13 protein-coding genes and 1 pseudogene are annotated in these 19,151 nt (G+C 70.4%); 10 read left to right on the top strand and 4 right to left on the bottom strand.

Features of this window, described 5'->3' with window-relative positions; translation table 11 throughout:
• Positions 1-78 precede the first annotated feature (78 nt).
• Positions 79-474: pseudogene (locus BFN33_RS37840) on the top strand (transposase); the annotation flags it as partial.
• A 176-nt stretch (positions 475-650) separates the two neighbouring features.
• Here the strand turns inward: BFN33_RS37840 and BFN33_RS37835 are convergent.
• Positions 651-3,275 (bottom strand): fibronectin type III domain-containing protein, encoded by a 2,625-nt coding sequence (locus tag BFN33_RS37835; protein WP_069764738.1) that lies wholly within the window; start codon positions 3,273-3,275, stop codon positions 651-653.
• A gap of 634 nt (positions 3,276-3,909) precedes the next feature.
• The gene (locus tag BFN33_RS37830; protein ID WP_069764737.1) at positions 3,910-4,413 is read right to left on the bottom strand and encodes a MarR family winged helix-turn-helix transcriptional regulator; all 504 of its coding nucleotides are present in this window, start codon (positions 4,411-4,413) and stop codon (positions 3,910-3,912) included.
• 392 nt (positions 4,414-4,805) lie between these two features.
• On the opposite strand from BFN33_RS37830, the gene BFN33_RS37825 reads away from it, so the two are divergent.
• The 9 genes from BFN33_RS37825 to BFN33_RS37785 all read left to right on the top strand — a co-directional run bounded on the left by BFN33_RS37825 (position 4,806) and on the right by BFN33_RS37785 (position 16,796).
• Positions 4,806-5,381, top strand: coding sequence for an NAD(P)H-dependent oxidoreductase (locus tag BFN33_RS37825; RefSeq protein ID WP_069764736.1), 576 nt, complete (start codon positions 4,806-4,808; stop codon positions 5,379-5,381).
• A gap of 97 nt (positions 5,382-5,478) precedes the next feature.
• Positions 5,479-6,423, top strand: coding sequence for an NADP-dependent oxidoreductase (locus BFN33_RS37820; protein ID WP_069764735.1), 945 nt, complete (start codon positions 5,479-5,481; stop codon positions 6,421-6,423).
• A gap of 35 nt (positions 6,424-6,458) precedes the next feature.
• Positions 6,459-7,409 (top strand): alpha/beta hydrolase, encoded by a 951-nt coding sequence (locus BFN33_RS37815; protein WP_069764734.1) that lies wholly within the window; start codon positions 6,459-6,461, stop codon positions 7,407-7,409.
• A gap of 201 nt (positions 7,410-7,610) precedes the next feature.
• Positions 7,611-8,111 (top strand): cupin domain-containing protein, encoded by a 501-nt coding sequence (locus BFN33_RS37810; protein WP_069764733.1) that lies wholly within the window; start codon positions 7,611-7,613, stop codon positions 8,109-8,111.
• 294 nt (positions 8,112-8,405) lie between these two features.
• Positions 8,406-9,068: an LLM class flavin-dependent oxidoreductase gene (locus tag BFN33_RS50540; protein WP_079141213.1), complete on the top strand. Its 663-nt coding sequence runs from the start codon at positions 8,406-8,408 to the stop codon at positions 9,066-9,068.
• 124 nt (positions 9,069-9,192) lie between these two features.
• A complete protein-coding gene (locus BFN33_RS37800) occupies positions 9,193-9,861 on the top strand; it encodes an RNA polymerase sigma factor (RefSeq protein WP_069764731.1) in 669 nt (222 codons plus the stop codon).
• Positions 9,858-10,934 (top strand): CU044_5270 family protein, encoded by a 1,077-nt coding sequence (locus tag BFN33_RS37795; protein ID WP_069764730.1) that lies wholly within the window; start codon positions 9,858-9,860, stop codon positions 10,932-10,934. The genes BFN33_RS37800 and BFN33_RS37795 overlap by 4 nt, the downstream gene beginning before the upstream one ends.
• Positions 10,934-14,341, top strand: a complete 3,408-nt coding sequence (locus BFN33_RS37790) for a S8 family peptidase (RefSeq protein ID WP_069764729.1) — start codon at positions 10,934-10,936, stop codon at positions 14,339-14,341. Before BFN33_RS37795 ends, BFN33_RS37790 begins: the two co-directional genes overlap by 1 nt.
• A gap of 397 nt (positions 14,342-14,738) precedes the next feature.
• Positions 14,739-16,796, top strand: a complete 2,058-nt coding sequence (locus tag BFN33_RS37785) for an ATP-binding protein (RefSeq protein ID WP_218109055.1) — start codon at positions 14,739-14,741, stop codon at positions 16,794-16,796.
• Positions 16,797-17,146: 350 nt separating this feature from the next.
• Here the strand turns inward: BFN33_RS37785 and BFN33_RS37780 are convergent, their stop codons facing one another.
• Together BFN33_RS37780 and BFN33_RS37775 are read right to left on the bottom strand one after the other, a co-directional pair.
• Positions 17,147-18,826, bottom strand: coding sequence for an SWIM zinc finger domain-containing protein (locus tag BFN33_RS37780; RefSeq protein ID WP_069764728.1), 1,680 nt, complete (start codon positions 18,824-18,826; stop codon positions 17,147-17,149).
• Between the two features lie 117 nt (positions 18,827-18,943).
• Positions 18,944-19,151: transposase (locus BFN33_RS37775; protein WP_176742557.1), on the bottom strand; the 208-nt coding region annotated here is incomplete at its 5' end.

The following is a 19,151-nucleotide window of genomic DNA, read 5'->3' as shown; positions in this document are numbered from 1 at the left end:
GTCGGTCGCGTGGGGGACGGTCCCGAAATGCGCTTCGAACTAGGTTGCTCACCTGGGCATTCGCGCTTCGACGCCCCGCGCATGGCCCACATCGAGCACCTCTTCAGGCTGATGAAACCGACCCTCGGGTGGACCCGCCCCAAGCTGCGAAGCCCCGAGGCCGGCGAGCGCTGGACCTGGCTGATCATCGCCGCCCACACCCAGATCCGCTTCCTGCGCGAGGCCGCCGCCGGCTTACGGCGGCCAAGGGAGAAGCCCGCCGAGCTTGGCCGGCTCACCCCGGCCCGAGTCCGCCGGGGGGTTCAGGAACCTCCACCCGCACCTGCACTGCCCGGCCCGCGCACCGAAACCCTCAACACCCGGACCTGGAACGCCCCTTGGCTCGAAGAACCAGCGGCCCGCCCCTGCTACGACGTGGGCAAAACCGCGAAACGGCCCGAGAGCATCGTCGAACGAAACCGGCTCAGAGCATAAGAACAAGCTGACGTGTGTCTCGCGAGACACACCAAGGCCCACCGTTGGGGGTGGGCCTTGGTATTCGGCTGCGGGATCGGTCAGTTCGGGCAGCAGCCTCAACTCGATGGTGTGGTCTCGACCGTCGGCGGTGGCGGCCGGCGTCGGGTTACGAGGTCCCGGACTGTTTCGGTGGGCTAACCGGCGGTCGTGGTCCCGCTGACCGTGGCCGCGGGGCCGGTGCCCGCCGCCGTGACCGCGGCGACCGTCACGCTGTAGGGCGTTCCGGGTTTCAGTCCTCCGATCACCCGGAACATGCCCTTGGCGGAGGGCTGGGTGACCAGCACGTCCCGGCCGGTCACCGTGATCGGGTCGCGTCCGTCGGAGACGGTCACCCGGTAACCGACGATCTTCGCGTCACCCGTACCGGTCGGCGGGGTCCAGGCGAGGGTGGCGGCCGTGGCCGCGGTGCGCAGCTTCGGGCTCGTCGGCGCGGCGGGCAGCGTGCTCGCGGCCGTCGGGCTCAGCGGCGCCGAGGCGAGCGAGGGAGCGCTGGTGCCCTGGTCGTTGCTCGCGGTGACGGTCACAGTGAAGGGGCCGCCGCCCGCCTGTAGTCCGCCGATGCGCAGCAGGGCGGTGCGTTTGAACTCGTCGGCGCCGACGGACTGCTGGGCGACCTGACGGCCCGTGGGGTCGTACGCCCGTGCCGTGTAACGGGTCACCCGTGAACCGCCGTCCGCGAAGGTGGGGTTGAAGGTCACGTACAGCGCGTCGGCGCCCGCCGTGCTGGTGCCGACCCGGGCCGGCGCCTCCGGCACGGAGACGCCGCCGACGCGCAGGGTCAGCAGGTGCCGGTAGGCGGGTTCGAGTCCGGCGTTCGCGAGGACGTCCGGCGGTACGTCGGACAGTCCGGTCATGATCTTGTTGCCGCTGGTCACCAGGCCCTTGTTGTCCCCGTCGGCGGTGCCTTCCTCCCACCAGTTGTCCTTGATCAGGGTGGGGTCGTTGTTGCCGAGGCTGTCGCGGTAGTCGGTGTGCCGGGAGGCGACGTTGGCGTAGGAGGCGCGGTAGAGGACATTGCCCTCGACGGTCTCGTAGGTGCAGCCGTTGTCGGTGTAGACGCTCTTGCCCAGGCCCCACTGGTCATGGATGACGTTGCCGGTGACCTTCTCACCGTCGGTCAGGGAGGTGCCGGTCAGGCCCTGGGTGTAGACGCCGCCGCCGTCGTCGAGCAGTTGCATGTAGTCGAAGACCAGGTTGTCGCGTACGGCGTTGTCGTGGCTGGGATTCGGGGTCGCGGGGTCGCCGATCTTGTCGGGCCAGCCGCCCCATCCCATCGAGATCGCCGAGTAGGCGACGTGGTCGATCTGGTTGTGGGCGATGGTGGTGTGCTGGGTGTAGCCGTTGAGGATGCCCACGCCGCCGTGGTACTCGCGGGGCAGCCCGTACAGGTGGTTGTCCGTCACGCGCACGCCCGACGCCGGGGTCTGTCCGTCCACTGAGCCGATCTCCAGCCCGTTGCCGGACACGTCGGTGAAGACGCTCCCGCTGACCGAGGAGTCCGCGCTGCCCGCGCCCAGTTCCAGTCCGGAGGCGCCGAGATGGGCGAAGACGTCGTCGGTGAACTCCACGCGCTGGTCGTGGGCGAAGGAGACGTTGCCCGGCATCTTGGTCCAGGAGGCGAACGGGCAGGTTCCGCCTGGGACGTACTGGCAAAGGCCCTGTGTGGCCCAGCCGCGGTCGCCGGTGATCGTGTAGCCGGCCTGGATCTCGGAGAAGCCCTCCGGCCGGGACGGAGTCAGCCAGGTCGCGTAACTGAACCGGATGCCGCGGAAGGCGAGGTCGTGGACGGGGGCGTCCGCGGTGCCGCGTCCGTCGAGCAGTTTCTCGGCCGCGGCTGCCTCGACGTCGGCGCGGCCGAGGTCCTCGCCCTTGCGGGGAAGGTAGTAGACCGTGTGGTCGCTCTTGTCGAGGTACCACTCGCCGGGCTGGTCGAGTAGTTCGTAGGCGTTCTCGACGTACGACGGCTTGCCGCCGTTGGTGAGGCGGCCGGGGCCGACCATGCTGACCGTGCGGCCGGGGATGTCGGGGAACTCGACCCGCTTGTTGGAGTTGTCCCAGCAGGGCTGCGCCATGGTGATGCTGGTGCCGTCGGCGGAGGCGATCGGGCAGCGTGGCTCGGTCCACTGGCCGAGCCCGTTGCGTTCGATGTTCCACAGGGCTTCGCCGCTGGTGTAGACGAACTCGGCGTCCTCGGGGTGCTTCCAGTGGGCGAGGGCGTCGGAGGAGGCGGTGTAGCCGGTCGCGGTCTGGGTCAGTGTGACCGGCACGGCCCCGCGGGCCCGCTGGGCGCGCACTCCGTCGACGTACAACTGCCGTGTGTCGGTGAGTCCTCGGGGAGCGGGAGCGGCCCACAGGCCCTTGTGCCCGGGTGCCCGGTGCCATCCGGCCACCCGGAGCCCGCCGTTGATGACCGTGTCGCCGGTGCCCTGCCAGATCACTCGATGCCCGTTGGCCCCCGAGTCGCGGGCGTCCAGCACGAGTGGGCCGGTACGACGATAGGTGCCCGGTGCCAGATGGACCGTCAGGTCGGCGCGCAGGCCGGCGACCCGGGCCCGAACCAGGTCACGGGCCCGGTCCAGCGTGCGGACGGGGTGCCGGGCGCTGCCGTCGGCGTGGTCGTCGCCTCCGGGGGCCACATAGACGTCCGCGGAGGCGGCTGGGCCCGGCGCGCCGAGCGCGTGAGCGGCGAGCCCCGGTGGGCCGAGGGCCAGGACGGTGGATACGAGGGCGACGAGGGCGGCTCTGCGGTGCGTTGGCATGGACCCCTCCCGTGGGATCTGGAACTCAACCCAGGGAAAGGTAGGACCACTTGAACCTCAGGTCAATGCGATCGGTGGAATTTCGGGCCTCGCGTGGACGTATCTTGAGAATTCATCGGGCCACTTCAGTCGAAGCGAAGGGTGCCCCTGTGTTGAAGGTGGGGCGGTCGGAGGAAACGACGCCGCCATGGCCGACCAGAACACCCCCGGCTTGCCGCGGGATCCAGGCGGTCGGCGAGAAGGGGCTGGGATGCCCCGCCTCAGGTGCCGTTCATCAACGACATCGGCATCCGCCGCGCCTGGGCCTGCCTCCCGCTCCGCTCCGCAGATCCCTCGCCGGCCCCCTCGGTTGTCAGGGCTGTCACGCGGGTGGCCAGCTTCGCGGGGCCATACCGGCCACCTGCCGAAGTTCGTCGCGGGGCGGGCCGGAAATTCTCCAGGTTGGCACCGCCTGTAACACCGACTGCGGGCCAGCTCACGGGACGGAGAGCGATGCTCGCCTGTATGCAGCATCGACTCGACGTCGTCCGGGCGTTACGCCACAGCCCCTGCCCTCGGCGTGGCTCGTCGCTTCCCTTGGCCCGGCGTCGAGCGGGACGTGCCGTGTCCCTACCGCGTGGTCTGGGTCGAGTCCTTATGCTCCGCCTTTGCGGCGGCGAGGCGCGGCTGAGCGGGGCGGTGTCGAGCGCATGTGGTCGCGCACCGGTGCCAGCAGGCCGGCGAGAGCTTTGACGTCGTCGCGCGAAAGCGGCTCGAACAGCAGGCCGCTGACCACCTCGATGTGACCCGGCAGCACCTTCGCTAGCAGCTCACGCCCGGCATCGGTGAGGGTGACGGTGATGCTCCGCTCGTCGTCCGGCGAGGGAGCGCGGACGACCAGGCCCTCCTTCTGGAGGAGATCCACCTGGTAGGTCAGGCCGCTGCGGCTGTAGACGAGGCCGTCGGCCAGATCGGTCATGCGGTGACTGCCCGTCGGCGAGTCCCCGAGGCGGGCCAGCAGCTGGAACTGCACATAGCTGAGATCGCCGGTTTCGCGCAGCTGCTGTTCGACTGCGTGCCGGAGCAGGCTGGTCACCTCGATGAGGTCGAAGTAGGCACCGAGCTGCAGGGGGTCGAGCGACGGCGGTGAATCAGGCATGACCGAAGTCTACTGCTTCGAATTCGAAGAGTGTGGTGTGGTGGCGTTCTGCAGTTCCAACCACTGCAGGCGGATCTGGAAGTGACTTTCTCCGCGCGTTCCGGCGCCGACCCGGGGCGGTGGATCGGGCGGACGCGAGGGTCTCCTCGGTCCGATGGGTGACCTCGTGCGCACACGGTGTGGGCAGTGTTGGGCCCGACTGAGCAGCGAAGAGCATGGAGTTCGGGCAGTGGTGCGGCGCAGGGTTGCGAGCAGAAGGACGGCGCCGCCGCCCACAGATCCCGAGGACCGGCCATGGACATCCCTTACCTTGCGCAACGTCGTCCTCGGCCCTCCCCGGTGACGGCACCACAGCGCGGCCGCAGGGCAGAAACCGTGAACACGTTGCCGGGATGAGCACCGCCGCGTGGAGCCCGGTGTCTCTGGCCGTCCTGTGCGCCGGTGTCGGTTACGGGCGCCCGACCCGTCTGCTCGCGGACTGGGTCGCTGAGGCTGTGTGCCGGTCACTGGCGGCTGGTGGTGCGCGTGCCGAGGTGGAGGTGGTGGAGCTGCACCGGCTGGCGGCCGATCTCGCCCAGCACTCCGCCCGGGGCCGCGCCAGCCTGGACCTGCGGGAGGCGATCGCGGCGGTCGTGACGGCCGACGGGTTGGTGGTGGCGACCCCGGTGCTCGCCGCCTGCCCGAGCGAGGTGTTCGACTCGTTCTTCGCCGTTCTCGGGGAGAAAGTCCTCTCCGGCATGCCGGCACTGCTGGCGCTTCACAGCGGCTCCCACCAGCAGCCGCCCGACCTTGCGCAGGTGATGCGCAGGCACCTGACCGACGTGCACGCCGCCCCCGTGCCCACGGTCGTCGTCGCGGGCCCCGCCGACGGGCTGGCCACGGCTCAAACCGACGCGGCGCGGCTGCGCGCCTGCATCGACCGAGCCGCCCTCGAACTCGCCGCGGCGATGCGCTCGCACCAGCAGTGACCGCCAACACTTGCTTCGAATTCGAAGCAGATGTATGGTCCTCAACAGGTGCTTCGAATTCGAAGCAACATGGATCGCAGTGAAGGTGAGAACCGAAATGAAGGCAGTACGTTTCAACGAGTACGGCAACCCGAGCGTCCTGCGCTACGAAGACGTGGAGCAGCCCCTCCCCGGGGCCGGGCAGGTCCGCATCCGCGTCGCCGCGACGTCGTTCAACTCCGTCGACGGCAACATCCGCGGCGGCTTCATGCAGGGCCCCATACCGGTGAAGCTGCCCCACACGCCTGGCATCGACGTCGCCGGCACCGTCGACGCGGTCGGCGAGGGCGTCGACGGCCTCGCGGTCGGCAACGACGTGATCGGCTTCCTGCCGATGGACGGCACCGGAGCCGCCGCGCAGTACGTCCTCGCCCCGGCCGACATCCTGACCCCGGCACCCAAGAGCGTCCCCCTGGCCGACGCCGCCGCGCTCCCGGTGGTGGGCCTGACCGCATACCAGGCACTGTTCGACCACGGCAAGCTGACCGCCGGGCAACGCGTGCTGATCAACGGCGCCGGCGGAGCCGTCGGCGGCTACGCCGTGCAGCTGGCCAAGAACGCCGGCGCCCACGTCATCGCCACAGCCAGCCCGCGCAGCAGCCAGGCCGTCACCTCGGCCGGCGCCGACGAAGTCATCGACCACACCACCACCAGCGTGACCGCCGCGGTGACCGAACCGGTCGACCTCGCACTCAACCTCGCACCGGTGGCCCCGGACGAACTGGCCGCGCTCGTCACCCTGGTCCGACCCGGCGGTGTCCTCGTGAACACCACGGTATGGATGCCCGCGCCCAGCGACGAAGCACGCGATGTGCGCGGCATCGACCTCTTCGTCCGCAGCGACGCCAACCAGCTGGCCCAGCTCGTGGCGTCGACCGACCGCGGCGAGCTGCGTGTCGACGTCGCCGAACGGGTACCGCTGGCCGAACTCCCGGCGCTCCACGCCCGGGCCGCCGACGGCGCGGTGCACGGCAAGGTCATCGTCATCCCGCCCACCGCCTGACGACTGACACCGACCTCCACCGAAAGGAAAAGACCATGGCACTCAGTCTGGATCCCGAAATCGCCCAGGCACTGGGCCCGATGGCCGGCGCGATGGCCGAGGCCAAGCCGCCGGCTGTGGGCGACATCGCGGGCCGCCGCGCCATGTGGGAACCGATCATCGGCGCCGCGGGAGCCGCGCAGCCGATCCCGGCCGATGTGACGACCCACGAGCACTACGCGACCGCAGACGACGGCACACAGATCAAAATGCGCTGGTACACCAAGGACGGCGCGGCGCCGGGCGCGGCCGTGCTGTTCTTCCACAGCGGCGGATACATCTTCGGCCACATCGACCTGTTCGACGGCCCGGTCTCCCGCTACGTCTCCGCCAGCGGCGTGCCGATGCTGTCAGTCGAGTACCGCCGCGCCCCCGAGCACCCCTTCCCGACCCCGCTCGAAGACGCCTACACGGCGCTGCGCTGGCTGCACGAACACGCCCCCGAACTCGACGTCGACGCCAACCGCATCGGTGTGATGGGCGACAGCGCCGGAGGCGGCATGGCCGCAGCCCTGACGATCCTCGCCCGCGAGCGCGGCGGCCCGAAGATCGCCCGCCAGATCCTCATCATGCCGATGCTCGACGACCGCACCACCACCACTGATCCCCACATCGCGCCCTACCTGCTGTGGTCCTACGACGACAGCCTCACCGCATGGCCGGCCCTGCTCGGCGAGGCCGCCGGCGGGCCCGACGTCCCGGCCACGGCAGCCCCGGCCCGGCTCGAGGACGCCACCGGCCTGCCACCGGCCTACATCGAGGTCGGACAGCTCGACGTCTTCCGCGACGAAGACACCGCCTACGCCACCAAACTCAGCCGCGCCGGCGTGCCGGTCGAGTTCCACCTGCACCCCGGCGTCCCCCACGAATTCGACTCCATCGCCTTCACCTCCGACGTCGCCCGTCGCGCCATCGCCGACCGCATCCGCGTCCTCAAATCCATCTGAGCCGGCACCGAGCCCCTCGTCGCGTCGCCCTCCGCGAGGGAGCCCCTCGGACACCGGCAAGAACACATTGAAGCGCCGCCCGGCCGGGCCCTGCTCCCACTTCGCGCAGCATGCGCATCGACGTCCGGGAGACTGCCGGACTCTATGAGACCGCCCGGCACCTGATCCCCACCTGACTGACTTTCGAAGGAGACAATCCCGATGCTTCCCGACGACGACCTGTCCCGCTCGCTGACCGTGGCGGACCCCGACGATCCCGGTACGACGTACATCTCTCTGGTGGGCAACACCTACGCCATACTGGTCACCGGAGAGCAGACCGACGGCCGGTACTGCCTGATCGACATGTGCGTCCCCGACGGCGGCGGCCCGCCGCCGCACCGGCACGACTTCGAGGAGATGTTCACCATCCTCGAGGGCGAGATCGAGTTCACCTTTCGCGGCGAGAAGCACACCGTACGGGCCGGGTCCACGGTCAACGTCCCGGCCAACGCCCCGCACAACTTCCGCAACGCCTCGGGTGCGCCGGCCCGCATGCTGTGCATGTGCACCCCGGCCGGCCAGGACGAGTACTTCACGCGCATCGGCGATGTCGTCGCGGGCAAGGACGCACCGCCGCCACAACTGTCGGAGAGCGAGCTCGCGGAGCGCCGCCGCCGCGCGGCCGAGCTGGCCTCGACCTATCGAAGCGAGTTCCTGTGACTCGAAGGGCCGACAGGCCCGGCATCGGTCGCCAGGGGGAAGTTACCCGCTGAGCTGGACGACAGCCAGGACCACATTGTTCGGGTCCATCGCCCTGCACCCCGACGAACAGTTCCTGGCTCAACGCCATCGAGGTCCAGTTCACTGCCCTGCGCACCGCCGCCATCTCTGGCCGCCGCCCGGTCTTGAAGGCGCTGCCTCCCAGGCGGCGGACCAGTTCCCTTTCCCGCTCCCGGCCACTGCGGCCGCCGTCGAGCAAGCGCCGGTCGCTCAGGAGACTTTCAATGCCTCTCCCTGTCCTGTTTCGGCGCCAACGTAGACCCAACTGCCCTCCGCGTCGGCCGCTCCAGCGAGCAGGCACTGCTCATCGACGGTCTCGGCCTTGACCTTCTGACCATTCAGGACCATCCGTATCAGGCGGCGTTCGACGACACCTGGACACTGCTCACCTTCCTGGCCGCGCGGACGCGACATGTCACGCTCGTCCCGACGGTCAGTTCCCTGCCGTTGCGTCCGCCGGCGGTGCTGGCGAAGGCTGTGACGACCTTGGACAGACTGACCGGCTCCCGGGTCCAGCTCGGCCTGGGTGCCGGCGCTTTCTGGGAAGCCGTCGAGGCCATGGGCGGCTCCCGTCGCACGCCCAGAGAGGCGGTCGACGCACTGGAAGAGGCGATCACCCTCATCCGGGCCATGTGGAGTGGCGAGCGCAGTGTGCGGACGCACGGCGCGCACTACTCGCTGTCCTTCGGAACGCTCACACGTGCCGGAGTCGAGGCTGCTCCGCAGGAGCTTCGTTTCCTCCCCGGCCTGAAGGCCGGGGTTTCCACGAAGGACAGATCCGATGAGACGGGCGCAAGCCGACTCACCCCCCAGAGGTCACCGACCGCGTACCCCAGCACTCAAGTCCGAGTTCGTGGTGGAGTACTCGCCGGAGCGGCTGGCTGTTCGTCGTCTTGATCCCCGCGGTGTCCCGGCTCGACGTGGCGTGCGGGCAGCCGCTTTCCCGGTGGCGGGGGCGACTCCCGGGACCGGTGTGACGTAGAGCACTGGAACTCGCCCGCGCGATCGGGCAGTTCAGGACGTGACCACAGATATGCGAGCCCGGGTGCGAACCGGAGAGCCGGACGCCTTCGCGGAACTTTTCGACGCGTACGCCCGTGCGGTGTACAACCATGCTTTCCGGCTGACCGCCGACTGGTCCGCGGCCGAGGACGTCATGTCGACCACGTTCGTGGAGGCGTGGCGGCGTCGTGCGTCGGTCGAGGCCGACGGGGGTTCGCTGCGGCCGTGGTTGCTGGGTATCGCGACCAACGTCGCCCGCTCCCAGTACCGCAGCAACCGGCGTTACCGGAACGCGGCCGAGGCTGCGGCGGCCGCGGGCGCCGCTGAGGAGCTGGTCGAGGACCATGCCGAGGAGACCGTCGGACGGCTTGACGACCGGCGTCGGATCGCCGCCACGCTCACCGCGCTCAGTCTGCTCAAACGCCCCGAACGCGAGGTCCTGACGCTGTGTCTGTGGGAGGGCATGGAGTACGCCGAGGCCGCCCGCGCCCTCGACATCCCCGTCGGCACCGTCCGTTCCCGGCTGTCCCGCGCCCGCGGCAGGCTCCGCAAGCTCGCGGACGCGGAACTGCTGAATGGGAGAAGCGCGGAACTGCTCGGAGAAAATCGGGAACTCATCGCCACCAACCGGCAGATAACAGGTGATCGCGGATACGTGATCCGGTCCGCACAGGAAGGAAACCGATGAACGCCAGCCCCTCCCAGCCACGCCCGGCTGAGTGGACGGAGACCCAGGGCCTCCTGCCCTCCGTCGAGCGGGATCTGCCGGCGGGCCGCCACCAGTTCCACAAGGAGCAGATGATGGCCCAGATCCACGAAGACCTCCGCACCACCCGCACCGACGGCCGGCCGGCCGTCGCCCCGCGGCGCCCCAATCCGTTCCTGCGCCGCGCGATCCTTCTCCCCGCCGCGGCCTTCGCCCTGGCCGGCGCGGTCGTGGCCGGCGTCACTCTGTCCGGCGGCAACGACGGCGGTGGCAAGACCGCTCTGGCCACCGGCCCCGCGCTGACCACCCGGATCGGCGTCGCCGACGCCAAGGGCGCCCCCCAACTGCTCGACCGCATCTCTCTGGCCGCCGCCGATGTCTCCGGACCCACGCCGCACGCCGGCCAGTTCGTCTACATCGCCTCGAAGGTGGCCAGCACCTACCCCCACACCGTCGACAACAAGACCACGGTGGTCAGCCAGAAGCTTCACTCCCGTCAGGTCTGGAACTCCCTCGACGGCAAGGACGGCTGGCTGATCGAAGCGGGCGAGACGAGCGATAAGGGCATGACCCTGTCCAGCGACATCCCGATCGACTCGGCCTACGATGCCTTGGTCAAGCTGCCCACCGACCCCGATGCGCTGTTGCAGCGGATCTACCGGGACTCGGACGCCGTCCGGGACCACGAAGTGCCCCGCGATCAGGCGGCCTTCGTCGCCATCGGTGATCTGCTGACCGAGAGCTATCCGCCCGCCGGTCTCACCGCCGCCCTCTACAAGGCCGCGGCCAAGATCCCCGGGGTCGTGGCGGTGGACGACGCGGTCGATGCGGTGGGCCGTCACGGGGTGGCGATCGCCCGGCAGAACGACGCCGCCGGTGAGCGCACTGAATGGATCTTCGACAAGAAGACCTTGCAGTTCCTCGGCGAGCGCAACGTTGTGGTCAAGAAGGTGGCGGACAGCCCGTTCAAGGTCGGCACCGTCACGTTCACCAGCGCGATCACGCAGCGCGCCATCGTCGACGCCAGCAAGCAGGTTCCCGGGCAGGTGGGCTGATGCGTATCGGATCCTCATCGGCGGCGCTGGCCGCCTTGCTGGTCGCGGGAGTGATGACGGGCGTCTCGGTGACGGACACCGGCACGGGGCTCGGGTTGCGCACCGCGGACACCAACACCGCCTCCGAGTTCGGCGCGCGGACCGCGGGGGCGTCCACCGCCGCAGCGGCGGGCGCCGGATCACCGGCCCGGTTCGTCACCCTGGTCACCGGGGACCGGGTCCGACTGGACGCCCGGGGCCGGGTGACCGGCGTGCAGCAGGCGCCGGGACGCGAGGACGTCCCGGTGTCCGTCCGGCGCGTCGACGGCGAACAGTACGTCGTGCCGGCCGACGCCGCCGCCCGCATCGGCCAAGGCACCCTGGACAAGCGGCTGTTCGACGTCAGCACCCTGATACGCGCCGGATACGACGACGCCCGGCGCGGCACGCTCCCGCTGATCGTGACGTACGACGGTAAGGGCGCCCGGCGCGCGAACACCCAGAAGTCGCTGGTGGCGAACGCGCACGTCACGGTACGCCGGAACCTGCCCAGCGTGGGCGGCGCCGCGCTCACCGTGCCCAAGTCCGAGGCCGGCGACGCCTGGAAGACCCTTACCACCGCCTCGGGAGTCGCCCGGGTCTGGCTGGACGGCCGGTTCACGGCGCGGGCCGTGCGGGCGGTGCGGGGGGAGGCCAGCGGCAACGTCACACAGATCGGCGCGCCGGACGCCTGGGCCGCCGGGTACGACGGCAAGGGCGTCAAGGTCGCCGTCCTGGACACCGGCATCGACACCACACACCCGGACCTCGCCTCGCTGGTCACGGAGTCGAAGGACTTCAGCGGCACCGGCAGTACGGACGACCGTAAGGGCCACGGCACGCATGTCGCGGCGATCGTGGCCGGCTCGGGGGCCGGGTCCGGTGGCCTGTACCGGGGCGTCGCGCCCGGCGCCGAGATCCTCAACGCCAAGGTGCTCGACGACAGCGGCGAGGGCGCCGACTCCAACATCATCGCCGGCCTGGAGTGGGCCGCCGCGCAGGGCGCGAAGGTGGCCAACCTCAGCCTCGGCCAGACCGACATCCCGGGGAACGACCCGGTCGAGACGGCCGTGAACGCCCTCTCCAAGAGCACCGGCATGCTCACCGTCGCCGCGGCAGGCAACGACGGCCCCGGGCCCGGCACCCTCAGCTCCCCGGGCACGGCCAAGTCGGCGCTCGCGGTGGGCGCGGTCGACGGCAAGGACCGTATCGCCGACTTCTCCAGCACCGGCCCGACCGCCGACAGCGCGCTGAAGCCCGACCTCACCGCGCCGGGGGTGGACATCGTCTCGGCGAAGGCGGCCCACGGCGAACTGGGCGACCCGGCGGCTGACGGCTACGTCTCCATGTCCGGTACGTCGATGGCGACGCCGCACGTCGCGGGGGCCGCCGCGATCCTGGCACAGCGGCACCCCGACTGGACGGGAGAGCGGATCAAGCAGGTACTGACCGCCTCCGCCGCCCCGACTGCCGGCCTGACCGGCTACCAGCAGGGGACCGGCCGGGTCGCCTTGGCGCGGGCGCTCACCCAGACCGTGGTGAGCGAGCAGACCTCGGTGTCCTTCGGGGAGCAACTGTGGCCCCACTCCGACGACCAGCCGTCCACCCGGTCCGTCACCTACCGCAACGACGGCGACTCTCCGGTCACCCTGGACCTCGCCGCCACCGCGACCGGCCCGTCCGGACAGACCGCGCCTGCGGGCATGTTCAGGCTCAGCGCCTCGCACCTCACCGTCCCCGCGGGCGGCACCGCGAGCGTCGACCTCACCGCGGACACCCGCACCGAGGCGGCGGACGGCGCGTACTCGGGCGCGGTCATCGCCACCGAGCCGGGCACCAAAACGGTCGTACGGACGGCTTTCGGCGTCGTACGCGAGGCCGAGGCACACGATCTGACCCTGAAGTTCCTGGACCGCGGCGGAAACCCCGTCAGCTCGCCGCTGACCGAGATCTACAGCCACTCGGGCGACTACTGGACCACGGAACTGAACGACTCGCAGCAGATCGCCAAGGGCGTCTACAAGGTGCGCGTGCCACGCGGTGACTACGTCGTCGACACGGTGATGTCCGAAGCCGAAGCCGAAGCCGAAGGCGGAACCGGAGCCGAGGGCACTTCGGCGCTCGTCCGGCCGAAGCTCTCGATCACCAAGAACACGACGGTTACCTTCGACGCCCGCAAGGCCAAGCCGGTCGAGATCACTCCGCCGAGGGGCGGCGGGAAGATGCTGGACGGCTTCCTCAACTTCGGTGTGGGCGACGGAAACGACGCGCACAACTCCACTCTGTTCTGGGGCCCGTTCACGGATCTGCGCACCGCGACGCTGGGGCCGGCCGCCGCGCCCGGGAAGCTCAGCACGCAGATCAGCAGCCTGTGGCAGAAGGGCAGCACCACCTACAACCTCCTCTACAACCTGCCCGACCGCTTCCCCACCGGCTATCGGCACACCGCGCGGATGAGTGAACTCGCCCTGTCGAAGCGGCACTTCGGCTCCTCCGTCGCCCACCGCAAGGGCATCGTCAACGCCATGTGGCACGGACCCACCCTGGCGCTGGGCACGGTGAGCGCTCCGTTCCCACTCCCGGCGACGGCGAAGACGTACGTCACCACGCCCAAGGGCTTCCGCTGGACGGTCGGCCTCGGCCAGCAGAACGCCTCCGGGGACGACACCGACGTGTTCTACGGCGAGGAGAGCCCGGTGTCCTACCGGGCGGGCCGGACGTACGAGTCGACGTACAACGTGGGCGTCTTCAGCCCCCTCGTCGGCGGCGCGTACGGCGCGCGGCGCGGCGGCGACACGCTCGACCTGTGCGTCCCCGACCTGGCCGACGGTGCCGGCCACCCGGCGTTCTCCGTGGCCGCACGGCACACTACGGTCACGGCGGGCGGCAGCACCCTCCTCGACAACGACGGCGACCTCTGCCAGAGCGTCGACAACCTCCCGGCCGGCTCGACCCGGTACACGATCCGCACGGACCTGACCCGCCCGGCCACGGTGGCCGCAACCACCAGCCGCCTCACCGCGGCCTGGACCTTCACCTCGAAACACACGTCACAGCAACCGAGCGCCTCCACCCCCCTCCCTCTCTCCACCGTCCGCTTCCATCCCACCCTCACCCCCACCGGCACGGCCGCCTCCGGCCGCCGCACCACGGTCCCGCTCACCATCGAGGGCCCGGCCGCCAAGCACCTGAAGTCCCTGGTAGTGCAGGTCTCCTACGACGCCGGAGCAACCTGGTCCGCCGCCCGCGTAACCACCGACCACGGCAAGAAGACCGTTGCCATCACCCAACCGACCAAGGCCCGCTCCGTCTCCTTCAAGACGACCCTGACCGACACCGAGGGCAACACCTACACGGCGACAATCCTGAGGGCGTACCTCCTCACCTGACCCAGCGGGCGCAAACCGCGAAATGCTCCTCAGCTCCCTGCAACTCGCGTGCGGCGACCGGTTCATGCCGGTCGCCTCCGTGGCCGCCGGCCCGCGGGAGCGGCCCCCGGACTCATCGTCACGTCACCGGCCGGCAGGCACCCCGCCGCCTGAACCGGCGGCTTCACGCCCGGAGAAGAACACACCGAAGGAGAGATGGACATGGACGAACGAGCCGAAGCTCCGGGCGAGGAGACCGAACCGCAGCACCCGGACGACACCGAATCGATGCTGCACACACATCCGAGCGGCGACCCCCCTCCCGGGACGCCGCTCCGCGCTCGGTACCACTCACGTAGAAAGCGCTTCATCGAACCGATCTTCGACGGCAAAATGGGCCTGACGAAAGGAGCCCGGATTGGGTGCGAGGGGCCTGGCGGACCGGCTGGCGGAGGCACGGGCCGGAGCGCTGGTGGGCAGGGAGCCGGAGCGGGCGGTGCTCGACCGGATGCTGTCGGGGACGCCGGACGCTCCGCTCGTGGCGTACCTGCACGGCCCCGGCGGCATAGGCAAGTCCTCGCTCGTGCGCTACGCCGCCCGGCAGGCCGAGCGCGCCGGCCGCCGCGTGGTCCACGTGGACGGACGGTTCCTCGACGCCGATCCGCGCCGGCTGGAGGAGGCCGCGGCCCCGGCGTGCACCGAACCCGGTGCGGTGCTGCTCATCGACACCTTCGAACAGTGCCAGCCCCTCGAGACGTGGCTGCGCGAGACCTTCCTGCTGCGGCTCGCCGACCAGGCGATCGTGGTGGTGGCCGGCAGGACCGCCCCCGACGCCGAATGGTCGCTGGACCCCGGGTGGGCGCAACTGTTCACCGCACTGCCCGTACGGCCGCTCGACCCCGCCGAGTCCGACGCCCTGCTCGCCGCCCGGGAGATCCCCGCCGAGCAGCGCGGCGCCTTCGTCTCCTTCGCGGGAGGCAGCCCGCTCGCCCTCTCACTGGCCGCCTCCGTGCCGCCGGCCGCACCCGGCGCGCCGTGGTACCCCGCCGGCGACACCCTGACGACCCTGGTCGAGCGGCTGGTCGGCGACCTGCCCAGCGCCGTCCACCGGCGCGCCCTCGAAGTCGTCGCACAGGCCTACGTCACCCGCGAGGCCCTGCTGCGCGCTGTACTGGGTGACGAGGACACCAATACGGTGTTCCCCTGGCTGCGCCAGCTGCCCTACATCGAGGTCACACCGCAAGGGCTCCACCCGCACGACGCGGTGCGGGCGACCCTCGCGGCCGACCTGCGCTGGCGAGACCCCGAGCGCTACGACGACATCCGCGCCCGCATCTCCCTCGCCGGCCTGGAAGCCGTACGCTCCGCCACCGCCGACGACGCGCTCTTACGAGTCGCGGAATGGATGTTCCTCTTCCGCGACCACGACCGCCCGGACAACCTGTACGACCACCGGAAGCACCCCCACATCGAGGACACTCCGCTGCGGCCCGACGACGTGCCCGCCGTGCTGCGGATGGCCGAGGAGGCCGAGGGCCCGGCATCGGCAGCCGCGGTCGCGCACTGGCTGCGCCGTCAGCCGGAGGCCTTCCGCGTCCACCGCTACACCGGCTCCACCACACCCGTTGCCTTCATGGCCATCCTGCGGCTGGACGCACCGCTGCCCGAGGACCGCGCCGCAGACCCGGTGATCGCAGCGGTCTGGGACCTCGTGGAGGCAGCCGCTCCCCTGAGGCCGGGCGAGCACCTGGGCATCCGCCGCTTCGCGGTGCAACCCGGCGGGCGACAGCGGCCCTCACCTCTGATGGAACTCAGCAGCCGGCGCACCATCGCCGAGGAGATGCGGAGCCACGGACGCGCGGTGACCTTCACCGTCTTCGAAGACGCCGACCGGTGGGGACGCTACCTCGCCGCGGCCGGAATACCGGAAGTCGCGGACGTGGACGTCGGCGGCCTGCGACAGCACGTCTTCGGCCGGGACTGGCGACGGCAGGCGATGGAACAGTGGGTGCAACACTGGGCGCGCACCACGGTCACGCCCCTGGCGACATGGCCCGCAACCGCCCCCGCGAGCGGCCCGGGCGACCAGCTGCCGCGCGCCGCGTTCGAGGAAGGCGTACTCGAGGCGCTGCGCACCTGGCACACCCCGCGCGAATTCGCGACCAGCGTTCTGCTGCACTCCCCTCTCGTGGCACCGGGCTCACCCGACCCGACCGCTGACCTGCGCGGCGCCATCACCACCGCACTCGACGCGATACAGATCGACCCGGCGGGCGTCAAAGCCCACGAGGCCCTCACCGCCGCCTACATCTCGGCCTCCCGCACCCACAAGGCCGCCGCCAGACGACTGGGGGTGCCCTATGGCACTTACCGGCGCCACCTCGCCCTGGCCAAGGAACGCCTCACCGAACAACTGCCGCGACAACCGGCCACCTCACCCACACCGACCCCGCCACCCCAGTTGCCGAGGGAGTGACCTGCGGGCAACGCTGAGCACGGTTGAGCAGCACCGATGTGTGCCTCGGGCAGGCGCTGGCCGCGATGCTCGTGGCATGACCCAAACGAGTGTCCCGATCACCGTCTTCGCCCGTACAACGTCCAGCCCCGCCCACACCTACCAGGTCATCGTGCCAATCGACCTCGCCCAGGTGTTCAAACTGTGGGGACCGCTCCCCGGCGTCGCGGAAATGCGCGACCAGACCGGCACCTGGAACCGGCCGGAGACGTCGCGCCAGACCTGGTTCACCGACGGCTCCGAGGCCGACGAGCGGCTTACCGAGACCGCGGAGGGGCACGGGTTCGCTGAGACCTCTGCCGGAGCCCCTTTCACAGCCCGTGCCGGTCAAGGATGCTCATCAGCCTGCGTCGGCGTTTGAGTTCCGCCCGCAGGCCGGCGAGATACCCGGTGAACGCGTCCTCGGTCCCCAGCGCGCGATGGCAGTCACGGGCCGCCACGAGCAACCCGGCCAGGTGCTCGTAGGCTCGGTCCCCGGTCGGCTCCTTCGATCGCTCGACCAGCCGCAGGTACACGCCGAGCGCCTCGGCCGGACGTATCTCGCGCGACAGGTCGGCGAGTCGCTCCCACTGCCGGTCGTCCGCGCGGTCGGCCGCCTCTCGCCAGGCGGCGTCCAGGTCGCCGTCGTCGAGCAGCACGTCGAGCAGCACGGGCCCGCCGTACCGGCCGCCGCCCTCACGACGGGCGTCCTCCCTCAAGATGGCCAGCGCCGCCGCGCGCTCGACCTCCCAGCAGTCTGCCGCGGCGGCGGAGCGCAGCTGCCGGTAGGCGGCGAGGGACCGCTCGACACGGAACCGGTCCCGGCGCACCGCGAACGCGTCCGCCCCCCGCCCCGTTTTCGCGTACCGGACGCATACATACTCGACCAGACGACTGTCGATGTGCGTCTCGGCGGCACAGTCCCGCAGTGCCCGCTCGGCCCAGGCGAGTGCCTCTTCCGTGCGGCCCGCCGTTTCCAGTTCCTCAGCGATAAGCAGATGGGTGGCACCGGACGGATTGAGGTCCTGCGCATACAGGGCGACCAGTGCGTCGACGTCGCCCTCCGCCTTGACCAGGCGCTCCATCAGGTACCGCTCCGCCCAGCCGGACGGCCTGCGCCTGAGTGCCTCAGCCGCCAGCTGCCGAATGCGGGCCAGTCCGCTCAGTCCCAGCACGTCGGCATAGGCGAGCGGATCCAGGTCCGTCACATCGCTGTCGTCGGCGAGCAGACGTCCTACCAGCCACTCCGCCAGCCGCTCCGGATCGGGGGGTGCGACCACGCAGGCCTCCAGATGAGCCTCCGCCACTGCGGCGGCGGCCTCCCCGACCACGCCGTCCGAGTCGTCGATCTCCCCGTACGTCCCTCCCAGCACCCGGAGCGCCTCCTCGGCCAAAGCGACCGCCTGCGCGGCCTCCCCGTCGGCGGTCAAGGCCCGCAGGGCACTCGCCGCCTCGGCGACCTGTCGTCCATACCCGGAGGCATCCGCGTACTCGATGTACCCGTACCGGGCGAACGGCCGCGGATCGATCAGCGCGATGATCCGATCCCGGATCGTACTAAGGTCAGAACGAGCAGCGGCCGCCCGCAGCTCCAAACGTCGGCGCAGCTCCCGGTCCTCGGCGACCTGCTCGCGCACCAGCACCAGGAGTTGGTCGCGTGACAGCCCTGAAAGCCACGCTTCCAAGCCGGAAGACCGGGCCCGCGCCGCGGCCCGCTGCTGCGGTATCGTCTTCGCCCGCCGCAACACGGTCATCCCGACCGCCACACAGTGCTTGCAGAAGTTGCCCTCCTGCCCATACGGGCAATCGCACCATCCCGAGATCCCGTCACCCCCACCAAGGGCGAGTTCTACCTCGTAGACATCCGTACCGTGCACCACGGCGGTGACCGAGTCCTCCCCCACATCCAGACCACTCACCGCGTCCAGATACCCCAGCCCCCGCTCGAAGGACCGAGCCCCGGCCAGCACCCTCAGATCGTCCTCGCCGAATCCCACCACTTTCCGTGCCACACCGGCATTCAACCGCGGATCGGCAGCTCTTGGAGACCCGAGCAACCCGGCAGTCCATCCCTGGTCTTGCGTGGGTAGGGTGTGTCAATTTAACGGCTGATCTTGGTTGTTGAGTGGTCAGCTGTTGCTCGGGGTCAGGCGACCCTCGAAGGCGATCTGGAACGCGTTGAGAGGTGCTTTCCAGCGCATGGTCCACCGCCTGCGGCCCTTCCCGGTCGGGTCCAGGCTCATCAAGGCCATGTAGATGCACTTGAGGGCGGCGGCCTCGTTGGGGAAGTGGCCGCGGGCGCGGACGGACCTGCGGATGCGGGCGTTGACGCTCTCG

The sequence above is a fragment of the Streptomyces sp. LUP47B genome, from assembly GCF_001746295.1.
Lineage (GTDB): Bacteria > Actinomycetota > Actinomycetes > Streptomycetales > Streptomycetaceae > Streptomyces.
Note: the sequence above shows the minus strand (reverse complement) of the source record. Positions and strands in the feature narration are given on the sequence as shown.